Raw genomic sequence first — 16,719 nt, 5'->3', positions numbered from 1 at the left:
AGCAATGGCAGAGAAATTTTCACAATGGAATTTATTATTTTTTCAATTTCTAAAACGCGATTGGAAGAAAATTGTTGTTTGGTTACTGGGTTTAGGGTTATTTAGCGGTGGCTTTGTCTCCGCCTTTGAAGAACTTTCAAAAGGACAAGGGTTAGTGGGAATGTATCACACGATGCAAAATCCAGCCATGATTGCGATGATTGGCACAACACCCGTTTCTGATGCAAAAGCATATACGATTGGTGCAATGTATGCCAATGAAATGCTGCTGTTTTGCGGTTTATTTGCTATGGTAGTGGCCGCTTTACATGTTATTAGTCATACTAGAAAAGAAGAAGAACAAGGTTTAACAGAATTAATTCGTTCATTTCGTGTCGGACGACAAGCCAATTCGCTAGCTGTTTTACTTGAAACATTTCTAATTAATGTTGTCTTGGGATTATTTATCGGTATTTTAATGGCATCATTTCATGCTACAAGTATCGATCTAAAAGGAAGTTTATTGTTTGGGGCATCAGTAGGATTAGCCGGTATATTGGGTGCTGTGATTGGATTGTTATTCGCACAAATTATGCCTTCATCAGCAGGTGCAACAGGCGCCAGCCTCGGATTTATTGGTCTGTTGTACATGGTGCGGGCTGTAACGGATATCAGTAATGGTGATTTATCAAAATTAAATCCTCTTTCCTGGACGTATCTTACGTACCCATTTACGGAGAATAATTGGTCTTATCTGATAATTGGCTTTATTTTTAGTCTGATCATTATATTATTTAGCTTCTATTTAGAAGGAAAACGAGATTATAATGCAGGCTTTTTACCAGAAAAAGAAGGGCGCAAAAATGCTAGCAGGGCACTTTTGTCTATACCAGGTTGGTATTGGCGTATTAATGCTGGCATGATCATCAGTTGGCTTGTTGGTTTTGCAGTGATGGGAGCAGCCTATGGTTCTGTTTATCAGGATATGCAAAGCTTCATGGAAGGTAATGAATTAATAAAACAAATGTTTGTGCATACGGGTGGAAGTTTAGCTGAATCCTTTACTGGCACGATCATGATGGTAATGGTAGCGTTAGTGGTGATTTTACCTGTTGCGATTTTAAACAAATTATTCACCGAAGAAAGCAGTGGGCGTATGAGTCAGTTGTTTTCGACTAAAGTTTCTCGTTTAAAACTTTATGGTAATAGTGTTTTATTAGCTATAATCAGTGGTGTGGCCGGCGTTTTCATTAGCTCAGCTTGTCTAGGAGCAACAGCAGTTAGCGTTATGAAAGAAAATGCAACAATGCCGATACAAGAATTTTTTGAAGCTGGTTTTAATTTATTACCAGTCGTCTTGTTCTTTGCTAGTTTAGCGGCATTATGTTTAGGATTTGCACCAAAAATTAGCAAAGTGATTTACGCATATCTGGGTTATTCCTTTGCGCTAAGTTATTTTGGTGGTATTTTAGATTTACCAGATTGGTTTAGTAATACTTCTGCTTTAAAATGGTTGCCACAGCTGCCTGTAGCAGATTTTGATTTTACCCGTTTTGTTGTGATTAGCTTAATTAGTTGTGGCTTATTTATAGTTGGATTTATTGGTTATAATCGTCGCGACTTACAAGAATCGGCTTAACAAAAAGCATTATGAAGGCGTCTGCTTTCATAATGCTTTTTTTAGACTAACTATAAGGAGAACCGTTACTCATTTATTCTTGTTTGGCAAAAATTTCTTTTTGCAATCGTTGGGCTGTAGGGGTCATGGCTAAACCGCCTTCTGCTGTTTCTTTAAAGATAGAAGGCATTTGACGTCCGACTTGATACATTGCAACTACCACTTCATCTGGTGGGATGACACTTTCAATTCCGGCTAAGGCCATATCAGCGGAAATAAAAGCTTGAGAAGAACCTAATGCATTACGCTTCACACAAGGCACCTCGACTAAACCAGCAACTGGATCACAAATTAAACCCATCATATTTTTTAAAGTAATCGCCACTGCTTGGGCTGCTTGATGGGCACTGCCTCCGTTAGCACAAACTAAAGCCGCTGCGGCCATTGCACTAGCAGACCCGATTTCTGCCTGGCAACCACCTTCAGCTCCAGAAATCGAAGCGTTATTGGCAATCACTAAACCAAATGCGCCAGCAGTAAAAAGAAAGTCCACTTGTTCTTTGTGACTTAAATTTAAACGCTCACGTACCGCCAGTAAAACCCCAGCTACGACCCCGGCACTACCAGCAGTAGGGGTAGCGCAGATTAAGCCCATTTTGGCATTGACCTCGTTGACGGCGATGCCGTTTCTGACAGCCGTTAAAATTGTATCACCACTTAAAAAATTTCCACTGTTTAAGTAATCATCCATCTTTTTAGCATCACCGCCAGTTAAACCTGTAACAGAAGTAACTCCCGCAACACCTTCGGCAACGGAATTTTCCATAACGGTTAAGTTACGTTCCATTAATGCGATAATCTGTTCTTTTTTTCGTCCTGTGACAGCTATTTCAGTAGCAATCATTAAATCTGCAACAGAAGGATAATTTTTAGCTTGTTCTACTAAATCTGCAATTGTATAAAACATCAGATAATGCTCCTTAATCAAAATAATTAACAGTATACATGTGATCCAAAGCTTTTAACTGCTCACAAATACCTGGTTGCGGCTCATCAACTTCAATAATCATAATCGCTTTTTCACCTTTTGACTCCCGCGTGACAGTCATGGTACCGATATTTGCCCCGCGTTTTGATAAGATATTGGTAACTTTAGCAATCATACCTGGCACATCTTGATGAACTGTAATAAAGGTTGGTGTTCCCATAGATAAAGAAATTTTAAAACCATTTAACTCGGAAATTTGAATATTGCCACCGCCAATTGATTTGCCGGTTACAGATAATGTTCGCTCACCTTTATGCAGGACCATTTTGACTGAGTTGGGATGTTCCGCCTTTTCACTTTTAGGAATGAAGTATACTTCCATACCATTTTCGTAAGCGATTTTTAAAGAGTCTGCCAAACGGGTATCATCTGGCTCCATCCCCAACAAACCACCAACTAATGCGATGTCTGTTCCGTGACCGCGATAAGTTTTGGCAAACGATTCATATAAATAAATATCAACACTATCAGGCTGCTCGCCAAAAATACTGCGAATAACTTTCCCAATTCGAGCCGCACCGGCAGTATGAGAACTGCTAGGGCCGACCATGACAGGTCCGATAATGTCGAAAACGCTGCGATATTTCAGCTGTTCCATTGAAGGCACCTCGTTTCGTTTTATGCACTTGTAGTCTAACACAAAAATAACAATTTTTAAGCGTGTTTTTCTTATAAAAAAGATAAGTTTTTTGAAATTTTAATTCAATTCAACTGCGCAATAATAGCAAAAAAAATCAGATACCACAATATATTTACACGAAAGCATTCTTTTACGATATAATTATTTTATAAAACGTTTTCAAAAATAGAGGAGCGATATTAATGAAACTAATTATTGAAAAAGATTATGAAGCTATGAGCCAAGTAGCCGCCAATATTTTACTAGGTTTAATGAGTGAAAGTCGTCGTGTTAATTTGGCGATTACTGCGGGCAATACACCCAAACGACTATACGAGATCATGGTGCCTCAAGTAAAAGGGCGCCCTTATTTTGAAAATGTTCATTATTATAATTTTGACGAAATTCCAATTGTCGGTAGCCAAGGTTATGGCATTACCATGCGCAATTTAAATGACCTGTATTTTGGACCAGCTAATATCAAAAAAGAGCAGTTGCATCCATTAGATGAAACAAATTGGCAAACACAAGATGCGCGTCTAAAGGAAGCTGGTGGCTTGGATCTAATTTTAATGGGTATTGGTGCAGATGGCCATTTTTGTGGAAATATGCCTGGTTGGACAAAATTTGGCTCTGAGACATATGCTGTGGATATTTCTGATGCCGATGAAGCCAGAGAGTCATTGGCCGCAGAAGTTGATGGCAATTTAAGTAAAGTTCCCAATGAGTTTTACACGATGGGACCAAAAAGCGTAATGGCGGCGAAACACTTAGTCATGTTTGCTAACGGTAAGAAAAAAGCAGCAATCGTCAAAAAAGCATTTTTTGGTGAAGTAACAGAAGATATCCCATCTTCAATTTTACAATTACACCCGAATTTAACGCTAATTTTAGATCAAGAAGCAGCCAGCGAATTAACTAATCAGAACTAGAGGACCTGCTAGCTTCTCTGGTTTACCAACTCAACTTTCAAAACCAATAAGTCAAAAGTTCGCGAAATTAGAAGAGCAATTTATCAAGTTTCTGTCTTATTGCAAGAGAGTAAAGCAGGTTTGTTAAACTTTTCTTGTTGTCTAGTTTACCAACCCAACTCTCAAAGCCAATAAGTCAAAAGCTCGCGAAATTGGAAGAGCAATTTATCAAGCTTCTGTCTTATTGCAAGAGAGTAAAGCAGGTTTGTTAAACTTTTCTTGTTGCAATTTTTGCGAATTTTGCTATAATATTTCAGTGTGCGTAAACTCACGCTTATTTTGAGGCACGCATTTTTAATTGTGTTTTTACTATTTAGTAGCAGCACAAGTACGTGGGAGGAGAAATATGCATCTCCAATTAACCACATCACGGACTCAAGGAGGTATGTCTCGTGGCAAAGAAAGTTGAAAAAATCGTTAAATTGCAAATTCCTGCAGGTAAAGCAACACCAGCTCCACCAGTAGGTCCTGCGCTAGGTCAAGCGGGTATCAACATCATGGGCTTCACAAAAGAATTTAACGCCCGTACTGCTGATCAAGCAGGTTTAATCATTCCAGTTGTGATCTCTGTATATGAAGACCGTTCATTTACATTCGTCACAAAAACACCACCAGCTGCAGTATTATTGAAAAAAGCTGCCGGTGTTGAAAAAGGTTCAGGCGAACCAAACAAAACTAAAGTTGCAAAAGTTACGCGTGATCAAGTTAAAGAAATCGCTGAAACTAAAATGGCTGACCTAAACGCTGCTGATGTAGATGCTGCTATGCGCATGGTCGAAGGTACTGCACGAAGCATGGGGATCACTGTAGAATAATTCTACACCCTGAGGAAGTAGCTTCTCAGTTTACTCGCTATTGAAAAATACGAGACACGTGGGAGGTTCTACCGTTATAACCACATCAAGGAGGAAACAAAATGGCTAAAAAGAGCAAAAAAATGCAAGAAGCATTAAAAAAAGTTGACGCAACTAAAGCTTACTCTGTTGAAGAAGCTGTTGCTTTGGCAAAAGAAACAAATATCGCAAAATTCGACGCAACGGTTGAAGTTGCATACAAATTAAATGTTGACCCTAAAAAAGCGGATCAACAAATCCGTGGTGCTGTTGTATTACCAAACGGTACTGGTAAAACACAAACTGTTTTAGTTTTTGCTAAAGGCGAAAAAGCTAAAGAAGCAGAAGCAGCAGGCGCTGACTTTGTTGGTGACGACGACATGGTTCAAAAAATCCAAGGTGGATGGTTTGACTTTGACGTAGTTGTGGCAACACCAGATATGATGGCTACTGTCGGTAAATTAGGTCGTGTTTTAGGCCCTAAAGGTTTAATGCCTAACCCTAAAACTGGTACAGTTACAATGGACGTTACAAAAGCTGTTAACGAAGTAAAAGCTGGTAAAGTTACTTACCGTGTTGACAAAGCTGGTAACGTGCACGTGCCAATCGGTAAAGTTTCATTTGAAGATGACAAATTAGTTGAAAACTTCAAAACAATTAACGATGTGTTAGTGAAAGCTAAACCATCAGCTGCAAAAGGTCAATATATCAAAAACATTTCAGTGACTACAACATTTGGTCCTGGTGTTCACGTTGACCAAGCTTCATTTTAATTAAACGTAATTAAAACATTGACTTGACTACCTTATCTATGGTAAGGTAGTCAAGGTTAATAATTAACTGTACCGAAGACAGTAGGTGACGTATGTCTTAATTTCCTACCGAGGACGTTTATTGGAGAACATTCAATAGTCCCTCTATGTCTACGGTGACAAGGAGAGGCTTTTTTCTTTGCCTAAAATCCTTGTTCATCAAAATCAGGAGGTGAAATACAAGTGAGTGAAGCAGCAATCGCTAAAAAAGCGCAAATCGTTGACGAAGTTGCTGAAAAATTCAATGCAGCTGCATCTGTTGTAATCGCTGATTACCGTGGATTAACTGTTGAAGAAGTAACAACTTTACGTAAACAATTGCGTGAAGCAGGCGTTGAAATGAAAGTTATCAAAAACTCTATCCTTTCTCGCGCTGCAAAACAAGCCGGCTTAGAAGGTTTGGACGAAGTTTTCACAGGTCCTACTGCCGTTGCATTTAGTAACGACGACGTAGTTGCACCAGCGAAAATCATGGACGAATTTTCAAAAGACGCAAAAGCATTAGAATTAAAAGGCGGTATCATTGAAGGTAAAGTGGCTTCTTTAGAAGAAATCACAGCTTTGGCAAAATTACCAAACCGCGAAGGACTACTTTCTATGTTGCTATCTGTACTACAAGCGCCAGTCCGCAACGTGGCTTACGCTGTCAACGCAGTGGCAGAAAGCAAAGATGGAGATGCAGCCTAAGCGCCGCATAATCTAAATAAAAAAAACAAAACCTAAATTGGAGGAAAATCAATCATGGCATTGAATATCGAAAACATTGTCGAAGAGCTAAAAGGCGCGACAATCTTAGAATTAAACGACTTAGTTAAAGCTATCGAAGAAGAATTTGGCGTATCTGCAGCAGCTCCTGTAGCTGTAGCTGCAGCTGGTGCTGCTGGTGCAGCAGAAGAACAAACAGAATTTACTGTTGAATTAACTTCAGCTGGCGACCAAAAAGTTAAAGTTATCAAAGCAGTTCGTGAAGCAACTGGCTTAGGCTTGAAAGAAGCTAAAGCATTAGTTGATGGCGCTCCTGCACCAATCAAAGAAGCAGTTTCTAAAGAAGAAGCTGAAGAATTGAAAGGCAAACTTGAAGAAGTTGGCGCATCTGTAACAGTTAAATAATCACTGATTATTTCAAAAGCCGGGATCCTTTGGGGTCTCGGCTTTTTTTTTAAAATTGCTATTCAAAATGAATTGATAAGTTTATGTAATTTGACACATATGAAGCTCTTTCATTGGGCAGTTGACCATATTTTTGCTACACTTGAAGAGTAGTAAAGAATAAGGAGGCTATATCAATGGATAAAGATCAAGTTAAAGGTAAAGTAAATGAAACAGCAGGTAAGGCAACAGGTGATGATTCAAAAGAATTAAAAGGTAAACTACAACAAGAAGCTGGCAAAATTAAAGAAAAAGCTGAAGATTTAAAAGATGATGTAGCTGGTGAAATCAACAAATTATTTGATAAAAAAGATAAAGAAAAATAAATTTTTGACTTACAGGCTGCATGCAGTCTGTAAGTTTTTTTTACATTTTACCTCGGATTGTTAAGAAAAACTCTGCTACTTTTAAAATTTGTAAGCATAATTTTATAGCTAACACATGTTTTTGTACGCATACTCGCAATATTTGAGAGAAAATTTTATCTAGTCACACGTTTATAAATTTCTTAAAAAAGGTGGAATTTGGTCTAGACTTTTGTTGCCTACACAAAAAAATGGTGCTATAATTGGGCTATACCAAACAAGCGTAGAAAGAGGTTATCAAAATGGAAATTATCCGCGTAAAAGATGCCGTTGCTGGCGGAAAAAAAGCCTTTGAAATTATTCAACAAGCCATGAAAGATGGTATCCATACATTAGGTTTAGCAACTGGAAGTACACCGATTACTTTGTATCAAGAAATGATGGCAAGTGATTTAGATTTTTCAGAAATGACTTCTGTTAATTTAGATGAGTATGTCGGTTTAGGTGGAGAAGATAAACAAAGTTACCGCTACTTCATGAATGAAAATTTATTTAATCAAAAACCATTCAAAGAAACATTTGTTCCAAATGGTAAAGCAGAAGACTTAATTGCTGAATGCAAACGTTATGATGACGTAATTGCAACGCATCCAATTGATATCCAAATTTTAGGTATTGGTCGCAACGGTCATATCGGTTTTAACGAACCAGGGACACCACTAGATAGTAAAACATCAGTGGTTGATTTAACGGAGTCAACAATTGAAGCAAATAAACGTTTCTTCGATAAAATTGAAGATGTACCAACAAAAGCTGTTTCAATGGGAATTGGTTCTATTTTACAAGGTAAAAAAATGGTCTTAATGGCCTATGGTGAAGACAAAGCAGATGCGATTGCCGGCATGGTAAATGGTCCGGTTACAACAGATCTTCCTGCTTCTGCGCTACAAAATCACGCAGATGTGGTCGTAATCGTCGATGATGCAGCTGCCAGCAAATTATAATAAAAGCTAATTAAATAAAAGCACTTCATTATCTGTAAGGTACGTCATTGTGACGAATGCTTACGTAATGAAGTGCTTTTTTGTTAAAAGAATTATAAATTTTATGATTTATAAATGTTCGAGATGGAGCTTTGTGCACCAGCTCTTTGCACACTAAGTCAAAATCTTGAGAAATTTGAAGGACAATTTAGCATAATTTTATTTTCCTGCTATTCTTATTAAATAAACATGGTTATAACTAAGACTATAAAACCGGTAAGCAAATTAACAATATCGTTATCAATAAATTTTAGTCCATGGACAAGCTGGCAGGGTTTATTGTGATGATATTCCTGCTCAGTTATTTGATGGCAAACGACGCAGCGGTATTTACTTTGTAAAGATGAACCCAAAAGACTATCGACAAACATTCCCAATACACCAAGTAAAAATGGCTGCCAAAAAGTAGCAGGCTGGAAGCTGATTGGGGTAAATAGAAAAATACCGCCAGCGTAAGTTGCCGCAATTAAAAAGCTGCCACCAATTGCCGCAAAAGTTCCCAGCAAACTCACACCCCCTGATAAACCAGTGGCAACTTTTTTTAACGTTAGAATATTGTAAGGATCCCCTTTAGCTAACATGCCAATTTCAGAAGCCCAAGTGTCTGCAGAACTGACTGCGATCAGAGCTGTCATAATTTCTGACCAGTTAAAAGTCGCGGGAAAAAATTGTGCTAATAAGCCAGCAACAAGAACGGGCAGGCTATTAGCTAAAAGCTGTTTAGCATCTCGCTGGGCTCCTTTTTTGCCAATTGTATCGAATTGGTTACTAGCAACTTTTTTAATCGCATGGATGAAAATCGCACTGCCAAAGAATAGCCCTAATAAAAGCCAAACAAATGGAGGCGTTAGCGCAGCTAAAAAAGTACCTAAAAAAATAAAAGCAAGATAACCTGAGAAAGTTAGATAATGGGCGATAAAAAGTACAAAACCAAGGAGCGCTGTGAAAATTAAGCCACCACAGGCTAAATACACTGTAATCATTTGACACCTCTTTTGTTAACGGAATTTACACCCTTTTAGTGTAACATAAGAGAAGTTAAAGGAATGGTTCAGCCCAGAGATAGAAGACCAAAATCCTGATACATAGCAGTTCCATTTTTTAAAATTTTGACTTATTGTTACAGCGAGTTAGTGCACGAAGCTAGACAATAAGAAAAGTTTTTTGAACTCGGTCAACTCGCCAGCGATAAGACGGAATTCTAATAAATTGTTTTTCCAATTTTTTCAAATTTTGGCTTATTGTCGCAACGAGTTAGTTCAAAAAGCTAGACAGTAAGAAAAGTTTTTTGAACTCGCTCAACTCGCCAGCGATAAGACGGAATTCTAATAAATTGTTTTTCCAATTTTTTCAAATTTTGGCTTATTGTCGCAGCGAGTTAGTTCAAAAAGCTAGACAGGGCTAAAGCCGTTAGATCAATCTTTTTCTGGTGGACAACTTATACTTCCTATAATAGACGAAAAAGCACCGCCAAATTATTTTCATTACATAATTGCCGTGAAATTCTGGCAATTGTAATAATCATAATTGTAGCGGTGCTTTTTTGAACTAATTTGTTATGACACTAGTAGTAGTCAAAAGAAAATGAAATTTGCGAAGTCTTTTTTACTTAAAGATCAAAGTTATAGTCGTCATCTTCCATTGCTTCAACTTGACCTAATAAATAACCATTGCCGACTTGGGAGAAGAAGTCGTGATTGCTTGTTCCAGTTGAAATTCCGTTCATAACAATCGGGTTAACATCATCGGCAGTATCTGGGAAAAGCGGATCTTGTCCTAAGTTCATCAATGCTTTATTGGCGTTGTAACGTAAGAAGGTTTTTACTTCTTCAGTCCAGCCGATTTCATCATATAATTCTTCGGTATAACGTTCTTCATTTTCATACAATTCATATAATAAATCATACATCCAATTTTTTAAGTCTTCTTGTTTGGTTTCATCCAGTTCGTTAAAACCTAATTGAAATTTATAGCCAATATACGTTCCGTGAACAGATTCATCGCGGATAATCAATTTAATAATTTCAGCGACATTGGCCAATTTATTATTACCTAGATAATACAAAGGTGTATAAAAACCAGAGTAAAACAAGAATGTCTCCAAAAAGACACTGGCGATTTTCTTTTCCAAAGGTGTGCCGTTTTTATAAATTTCATTGATTCGTTCGGCCTTTTTTTGTAAATATGGATTCGTGTTGGTCCATTCAAAGATTTCGTCAATTTCTGATTTTGTATTTAAGGTTGAAAAAATCGATGAGTAACTTTTGGCATGGACGGATTCCATAAATTGAATATTATTCAATACCGCTTCTTCATGGGGGGTACGGACATCTTTTCGTAATTGATCCATTCCGCTTTCAGATTGGACGGTATCTAATAAGGTCAGCCCGCCAAAAACGTGGCCTACTGTTTGTTTTTCAAGTTCTGATAAAGTCCGCCAGTCATCCAAGTCGTTTGATAGCGGAATTCTGGTATCTAACCAAAATTGTTCGGTTAGTTTTTCCCAAGTGGATTTATCGATAATATCTTCAATTTCGTTCCAGTTAATGGCTTCATAATAAGTTGCCATGATCTGCCTCCTAATCGTAATTGTTTTAACAGCTTGCTCACAAAAAATGCAAGCTGTTAAAACAAGCCCTTTTTTTTCACTTGTAATTAAGGGTTAAATGACACAACTTTCACATTGGTTACTGCCGATTTCTTCTGCATCGTCGGTAAAGGTACGGACGTAATAAATCGATTTAATGCCTTTATGAAAAGCGTAGTGACGCAAAATATTCAAGTCACGGGTCGTTTGTTTGGTGGTAGCCGTTTTCCATTCATAAAGGCCCTTGGGAATGTCAGAACGCATAAACAGCGTTAAGCTCATACCTTGATCAATGTGTTGTTGGGCTGCGGCATAAACGTCGATAACTTTGCGCATATCCATATCATAAGCTGATGTGTAATAAGGTAATGTCTCATTTGAGAGATAAGGCGCTGGATAGTAAATTTTACCAATTTTCTTTTCTTGACGTTCTTCAATCATCCGAGTAATAGGATGTAAGCTGGCACTTGTGTCATTAATATAGGAAATAGAACCATTTGGCGCTACTGCTAAGCGGTTTTGATGATACAAGCCATCTTTTTGAATGGCTGCTTTTAATTTGGCCCAATCTTCACCTGTCGGAATGAAAATGCCGTCAAATAATTCTTTCACTTTAGCAGATTGGGGGATATGATTTTCAGCAATATATTTATCAAAATAGCTGCCATCAGCATAGGCTGATTTTTCAAAGTTGTAAAAAGATTGCTGGCGTTCTTTAGCAATTTTGTTACTTTCGACTAAGGTCCAGTAATTTAACAACATAAAATAGATATCAGTAAATTCAACGGATTCCTTTGAACCGTAAACCAATTGATTTTTAGCAAAGAAAGTGTGCAAGCCCATGCCGCCTAGTCCGATTGTATGAGCTTGGTCATTTCCATGGGCAATGGAAGGGACTACATCGATATGAGAATTATCGGTTACAAAGGTTAGTGCGCGTGTCATAGCTCGGACCGATTTACCAAAATCAGGGCTAGCCATTAAGTTAACAATATTGGTTGAACCTAAATTACAAGAGATGTCCGTACCTAAGACTTCATATTCTTGACGTCCATTTAAAACAGATGGAGTTTGGACTTGCAGTACTTCTGAACACAAATTGCTCATGATAATTTTGCCATCAATCGGATTTTCACGATTAGCTGTATCGATATTGACAATATAAGGATAGCCAGATTCTTGTTGTAATTTAGAAATTTCATTTTCCAATTCCCGCGCTTTGATTTTTTGCTTACGGATATTCGGATTTTTAACTAAGTTGTCGTATTCTGCAGTGATATCGATATAAGAGAAGGGAACGCCGTATTCTTTTTCGACACTGTAAGGGCTAAATAAATACATATCTTCGTTGTTACGGGTTAACTCGTAAAATTTATCGGGAACTAATACACCTAGGGATAAAGTTTTCACACGGATTTTTTCATCGGCGTTTTCTTTTTTTGCCGATAAGAAAGCCATAATATCCGGATGGAAGACATTTAAGTAAACTACCCCTGCACCTTGTCGTTGCCCCAATTGATTCGAGTAGCTAAAGGAATCTTCAAATAATTTCATAACCGGCATTACACCACTTGCAGCACCCTCATAGCCTTTAATTGGCGCTCCGGCTTCCCGCAAGTTGGATAATGTAATCCCGACTCCTCCGCCAATTCGAGAAAGTTGCAATGCAGAATTTAAGCCGCGGCCGATTGAATTCATATCATCGGTAATTTGAATTAGAAAACAAGACACTAATTCTCCTCGGCGTTTGCGTCCTGCGTTCAAAAAAGAAGGCGTTGCGGGTTGATAACGTTGATGAATCATTTCATCGGCTAAAGTTAACGCCAACTCTTCATCGCCTGCAGCAAAATACAAGGCGTTAATTGCGACACGATCCTCGTAATTTTCTAAATAAAAAGCACCATCATTGGTTTTTAAGGCATATTGCGAATAAAATTTATAGGCTGCCATAAACGATTTGAAGGTGAAGTTTTGGGCTAATAAAAAGTCGTATAATTTTGTAATAAATGCAGCAGAATAATGTGTTAGAAACTCTGCTTCCAAATAATCTTGCGCTACAAGATATTCCAGTTTTTCATTAAATGTAGCGAATTGCTTGGTATTTGGTAACACATTTTCCTTGAAAAAAGCTTGCAGAGCTTCTTGATCTTTGTTTAATGGAATTTGACCATTAACAGGGCGATTGATTTCGTTATTTAGTTTGTAGTAACTAACATCTTTTAACTCTTTTAAACTCATGGAAGGACCAACTTTCTTTTTTTTAGGCTCTAAAAAATAAAAAAATGCGAAAAAAAGGAGGTGTCCCCGTAAATTGCAAAATATGCTTGTATAACTGGTAAAAATAATTTTCCACTATTTGTAAAATATCTGCCAGTTAGACTGCTGCTATTTTGTCTAGGATACAACCTCGGTTAAATGCGTTTAAGAAGCAAGACTACGTAATTGGTCCGGTCTAAAACCGATGATTGTTGTTTCACCAGCAGTTGTTACCGGCACACTTTTGAAACCTTGTTCTTTTAGAAAGTTCAATGCGTTTGGCTCTTCATCTATGTTAACTTCTTTAAAACTGACATGATTCTCAGTTAAAAAGCGTTTTGTCATTTTACATTGCATGCAGTTGTTTTTTGAAAATAATGTAATCGTCATGATAATGCCCCCTTAATTCTTTATATTCTCAGTATAGAGAAGTAAAACTAAAAGTCAAACGAAAAACACTAGATATTGTGTTTTGTAATAATAAACACACTATACATTGTGGTTTTGGGATAGACAAGTTGAAAAGATAGCAGAAGGACAAGTTTTCTTTTCTATTTTCATGATGAGAATAGAAAATGGTCTAGTTCTAAATTAGAATAATTATTAATATGTGAAAAATATTACAATATTTTAAATTTGATTGACTTTGCTAGCGGTAGATCTTATTCTAAATGAGAATAATTATCAGTCGCAATTGATTCCTGTCAGTAAAGGAGTATTCATGAAAAAATTAGCAGAAGTTGCACCCAATCAAACCTTTGTTGTGAAAGAAGTAACAGCGCAAGCAGAAGTTCAAAAGCATTTACAAAACTTAGGATTGTTGCCCGGCAGTCATGTTGTGTTGTTAAAAAGTAAAGGTCAAGACGGAATTGTCCTAGTTCAAAATGCGCGCCTAGCTTTAGACCAGAGTTTATTAGAAGCAATTATCGTCGAGCCAGCTGCAAAAAAAGAAGAAGTCTTATCTTTAGATCAATTAGCAGTAGGAGATAAAGGCAAAGTTATTAAAATATTTGGCGAAGGTGCGGTCAAACGCCGCTTAATGGATATGGGCTTGACTAAAAATGTTGTGATAACGGTCCGTAAATTAGCACCATTAGGCGATCCCATTGAAATTAATTTGCGTGGCTATGAATTATCTTTAAGAAAAAGTGAAGCAGAGTATATTTTAGTGGAGTTAAAAAAGGAGGGATAGTATGGAAAACTTGCAATTTGCTTTAGCGGGGAATCCCAATAGTGGGAAAACAAGTACATTTAACCAATTAACAGGTTCCATGCAATCCGTGGGAAATTGGCCGGGGGTTACTGTTGAGCGTAAATCCGGTACATTAAAGAAACAAAAAAATATTACCATTCAAGATTTGCCTGGGATTTATTCTTTATCTCCTTATACTCCAGAAGAAATTGTTGCCAGAGATTATTTATTGACAGGTTCACCTAATACGATCATCAATATTGTCGATGCGACTAATTTGGAACGTAATTTATATCTAACGACGCAGCTTATGGAAACAGGTATTCCTGTTGTTTTAGGATTGAATATGATGGATCTCATCAGAAAAAGTGGCAAAACCATTAACTTGGACAAATTAGCTTATGGCTTAGGTATTCCGGTAGTGAGCATGAGTGCCTTGAAAAAACAAGGGTTACAGGAATTGATTCATAAAAGTACGCAAGCAGCGGAAAAATTTCCTCCTGAAACGACATATCCGACTTATGATGAGCGTTTAGAAGCAGCCTTAACTGAAATTATTGACGTCTTAGGTAATACTGTTGCGCAAAAACAAGCACGTTTTTATGCTGCAAAATTATTTGAAAAAGATGAATTGGCAACAGAAAATTTAGATTTAAGTAAAATTCAGCGTAAAGAAATTAACGAAATTATTGCCATTACAGAAAAAATCTTTGATGATACGAGTGATGCCATTTTGGTAAATGAGCGTTATGAATTTATCGCGCGCCTAATGGCATTATGTACCGTTAATGAAAATGAATTACGCTTAACTATCAGCGATAAAATCGATCAAATCGTGACCAATCGTTTCTTGGCACTTCCAATTTTTGCCTTTGTTATGTGGGGGATTTATTATCTGTCTATCCAAACAATTGGAGTCATGGGAACAGATTGGGTCAACGATGTCTTGTTTGGAACAGTCGTACCGGATTTTGTTACGAAAAATCTCGCGGCATGGCACGTTGCCGCTTGGATGCAAGATCTAATTTTAAATGGCATTATTGCCGGTGTCGGAGCTGTCTTAGGTTTTGTCCCACAATTATTAGTGCTCTTTTTCTGCTTGTCACTATTAGAAGATTGTGGTTATATGGCACGGATTGCTTTTGTAATGGATCGTCTATTCCGTAAGTTTGGTTTATCTGGTAAATCCTTTATCCCCATGTTGATTGCAACCGGTTGTGGTGTGCCGGGGGTTATGGCGAGTCGCACAATTGAAAATGAAAAAGATCGTCGTATGACGGTTATGGTAACGACCTTTATGCCTTGTTCTGCGAAATTACCAATCATTGCCTTAGTTGCCGGTGCCTTTTTCCCACAAGCAAGTTGGGTTGCACCGTCTGCTTATTTCATTGGCGTATCCGCAATTGTTTTGTCAGGCATTGCCTTGAAAAAAACGCACTTATTTGCCGGTGATCCCGCACCATTTATTATGGAATTACCCGCTTATCATTTGCCACAAGTCAAAAATGTTTTCCGCCAAACTTTTGATCGGGGATTTTCCTTCATTAAAAAAGCAGGGACGATTATTTTTGTCTCCAGTATCGTTTTGTGGTTTATGTCCAATTACAGCTTTACCTTAAAAGCAGTTGATGGCAATCAAAGTATTTTAGCGAATTTAGGTCGTGTGATTGCGCCATTGTTTGCACCATTAGGTTGGGGAAATTGGCAAGGTGCAGTTGCAACAATTACTGGACTGATCGCCAAGGAAAATGTGATCAACACATTTGGCATTTTGTTTAGTCATTTAGATGAAGTTTCTGAAAATGGTGTAGAAATTTGGGGACCATTACAAGCAGCCTTTACACCAGTAGCGGCTTACTCATTTTTAGTGTTCAATTTGCTATGTGCACCGTGTTTTGCAGCAATTGGCGCGATTCATCGGGAAATGGGCAATGCGAAATGGACTTGGATCGCAGTGGGCTACCAATGTGGTTTAGCTTATGCGGTAAGCTTTGTCGTCTATCAATTTGGCCGGGTTATCTTTGAAGGAGGCCCAATGAATGCGGCTACTATTTTAGCAGCCGCGGTCTTAGCCTACGGTCTGTTCTTACTAATTCGTAAAACACCCGCACCTAAAAATGATGTCATTTCAATGCATCAATTAAAAGAGGAAGTGAAATAAATGGTAGCAACGATAATTTTAAGTCTCTTAATTTTTGGCGCAGCAGCCTTTGTTGTTTACCGTCAAGTAAAAAAAGGCAGCAGTTGTGAAGATTGTAAAACAAGTTGTCCTGTGAAAAAAACGGAACAGTTTTAGTAGTTGTAAAA

The 16,719-nt window shown here is 37.7% G+C and carries 17 protein-coding genes and 1 other annotated feature; of the genes, 11 read left to right on the top strand and 6 right to left on the bottom strand.

Annotation, left to right across the window (positions count from 1 at the left end; translation table 11 throughout):
• Positions 1-4 precede the first annotated feature (4 nt).
• Positions 5-1,618 (top strand): ABC transporter permease, encoded by a 1,614-nt coding sequence (locus K4422_RS04390; protein WP_230709527.1) that lies wholly within the window; start codon positions 5-7, stop codon positions 1,616-1,618.
• Positions 1,619-1,691: 73 nt separating this feature from the next.
• Here the strand turns inward: K4422_RS04390 and sdaAA are convergent, their stop codons facing one another.
• Positions 1,692-2,564, bottom strand: coding sequence for an L-serine ammonia-lyase, iron-sulfur-dependent, subunit alpha (gene sdaAA / locus K4422_RS04385; protein WP_206902438.1), 873 nt, complete (start codon positions 2,562-2,564; stop codon positions 1,692-1,694).
• A 13-nt stretch (positions 2,565-2,577) separates the two neighbouring features.
• Complete coding sequence (sdaAB, locus tag K4422_RS04380; RefSeq protein WP_206902439.1) at positions 2,578-3,243, bottom strand: L-serine ammonia-lyase, iron-sulfur-dependent subunit beta; 666 nt, start codon at positions 3,241-3,243, stop codon at positions 2,578-2,580.
• Between the two features lie 224 nt (positions 3,244-3,467).
• On the opposite strand from sdaAB, the gene K4422_RS04375 reads away from it, so the two are divergent.
• The 7 genes from K4422_RS04375 to nagB all read left to right on the top strand — a co-directional run bounded on the left by K4422_RS04375 (position 3,468) and on the right by nagB (position 8,338).
• A complete protein-coding gene (locus K4422_RS04375; protein WP_230709386.1) occupies positions 3,468-4,196 on the top strand; it encodes a glucosamine-6-phosphate deaminase in 729 nt (242 codons plus the stop codon).
• Between the two features lie 431 nt (positions 4,197-4,627).
• Complete coding sequence (gene rplK, locus K4422_RS04370; protein ID WP_230709384.1) at positions 4,628-5,050, top strand: 50S ribosomal protein L11; 423 nt, start codon at positions 4,628-4,630, stop codon at positions 5,048-5,050.
• Between the two features lie 101 nt (positions 5,051-5,151).
• Complete coding sequence (gene rplA, locus K4422_RS04365; RefSeq protein WP_206902441.1) at positions 5,152-5,841, top strand: 50S ribosomal protein L1; 690 nt, start codon at positions 5,152-5,154, stop codon at positions 5,839-5,841.
• Positions 5,842-5,895: 54 nt separating this feature from the next.
• Positions 5,896-6,027 (top strand) — a sequence feature (ribosomal protein L10 leader region).
• A gap of 36 nt (positions 6,028-6,063) precedes the next feature.
• On the top strand, positions 6,064-6,567 hold the full coding sequence (gene rplJ, locus K4422_RS04360; RefSeq protein WP_206902442.1) for a 50S ribosomal protein L10: 504 nt from the start codon (positions 6,064-6,066) through the stop codon (positions 6,565-6,567).
• Between the two features lie 54 nt (positions 6,568-6,621).
• Complete coding sequence (gene rplL / locus K4422_RS04355) at positions 6,622-6,990, top strand: 50S ribosomal protein L7/L12 (RefSeq protein WP_206902443.1); 369 nt, start codon at positions 6,622-6,624, stop codon at positions 6,988-6,990.
• A 176-nt stretch (positions 6,991-7,166) separates the two neighbouring features.
• The gene (locus K4422_RS04350; RefSeq protein ID WP_071865579.1) at positions 7,167-7,355 is read left to right on the top strand and encodes a CsbD family protein; all 189 of its coding nucleotides are present in this window, start codon (positions 7,167-7,169) and stop codon (positions 7,353-7,355) included.
• A gap of 281 nt (positions 7,356-7,636) precedes the next feature.
• The gene (gene nagB, locus K4422_RS04345) at positions 7,637-8,338 is read left to right on the top strand and encodes a glucosamine-6-phosphate deaminase (RefSeq protein WP_230709382.1); all 702 of its coding nucleotides are present in this window, start codon (positions 7,637-7,639) and stop codon (positions 8,336-8,338) included.
• 218 nt (positions 8,339-8,556) lie between these two features.
• On the opposite strand, the gene K4422_RS04340 is transcribed toward nagB, so the two are convergent.
• The 4 genes from K4422_RS04340 to nrdH form a co-directional block, all read right to left on the bottom strand.
• Positions 8,557-9,360, bottom strand: coding sequence for a DUF92 domain-containing protein (locus K4422_RS04340; RefSeq protein ID WP_230709381.1), 804 nt, complete (start codon positions 9,358-9,360; stop codon positions 8,557-8,559).
• A gap of 626 nt (positions 9,361-9,986) precedes the next feature.
• Entirely contained in the window at positions 9,987-10,949 is a 963-nt protein-coding gene (nrdF, locus tag K4422_RS04335; protein ID WP_230709525.1) for a class 1b ribonucleoside-diphosphate reductase subunit beta, read from the bottom strand.
• A gap of 90 nt (positions 10,950-11,039) precedes the next feature.
• Positions 11,040-13,202 carry a class 1b ribonucleoside-diphosphate reductase subunit alpha gene (nrdE, locus tag K4422_RS04330; RefSeq protein ID WP_206902450.1) on the bottom strand — a complete coding sequence of 721 codons (2,163 nt, stop codon included), beginning with the start codon at positions 13,200-13,202 and terminating at the stop codon, positions 11,040-11,042.
• Between the two features lie 183 nt (positions 13,203-13,385).
• Positions 13,386-13,610, bottom strand: a complete 225-nt coding sequence (nrdH, locus tag K4422_RS04325; RefSeq protein ID WP_206902451.1) for a glutaredoxin-like protein NrdH — start codon at positions 13,608-13,610, stop codon at positions 13,386-13,388.
• 331 nt (positions 13,611-13,941) lie between these two features.
• Here nrdH and K4422_RS04320 point away from each other — a divergent pair, with 331 nt between their 5' ends.
• From K4422_RS04320 to K4422_RS04310, 3 genes are read left to right on the top strand one after another with little or no spacing between them, the layout of a single operon-like run.
• Positions 13,942-14,412, top strand: coding sequence for a FeoA family protein (locus K4422_RS04320; RefSeq protein WP_206902452.1), 471 nt, complete (start codon positions 13,942-13,944; stop codon positions 14,410-14,412).
• Position 14,413: 1 nt separating this feature from the next.
• Positions 14,414-16,573 (top strand): ferrous iron transport protein B, encoded by a 2,160-nt coding sequence (feoB, locus tag K4422_RS04315; protein WP_206902453.1) that lies wholly within the window; start codon positions 14,414-14,416, stop codon positions 16,571-16,573.
• Complete coding sequence (locus K4422_RS04310) at positions 16,574-16,708, top strand: FeoB-associated Cys-rich membrane protein (protein WP_230709380.1); 135 nt, start codon at positions 16,574-16,576, stop codon at positions 16,706-16,708.
• Positions 16,709-16,719: the final 11 nt, after the last annotated feature.

It is taken from the genome of Enterococcus sp. SMC-9, assembly GCF_021011285.1.
In the GTDB taxonomy this organism is placed as follows: Bacteria; Bacillota; Bacilli; order Lactobacillales; family Enterococcaceae; genus Enterococcus_C; species Enterococcus_C montenegrensis.
The sequence above is the reverse complement of the archived record's forward strand: the minus strand, read 5'-3'. Positions and strand labels throughout refer to the sequence as shown.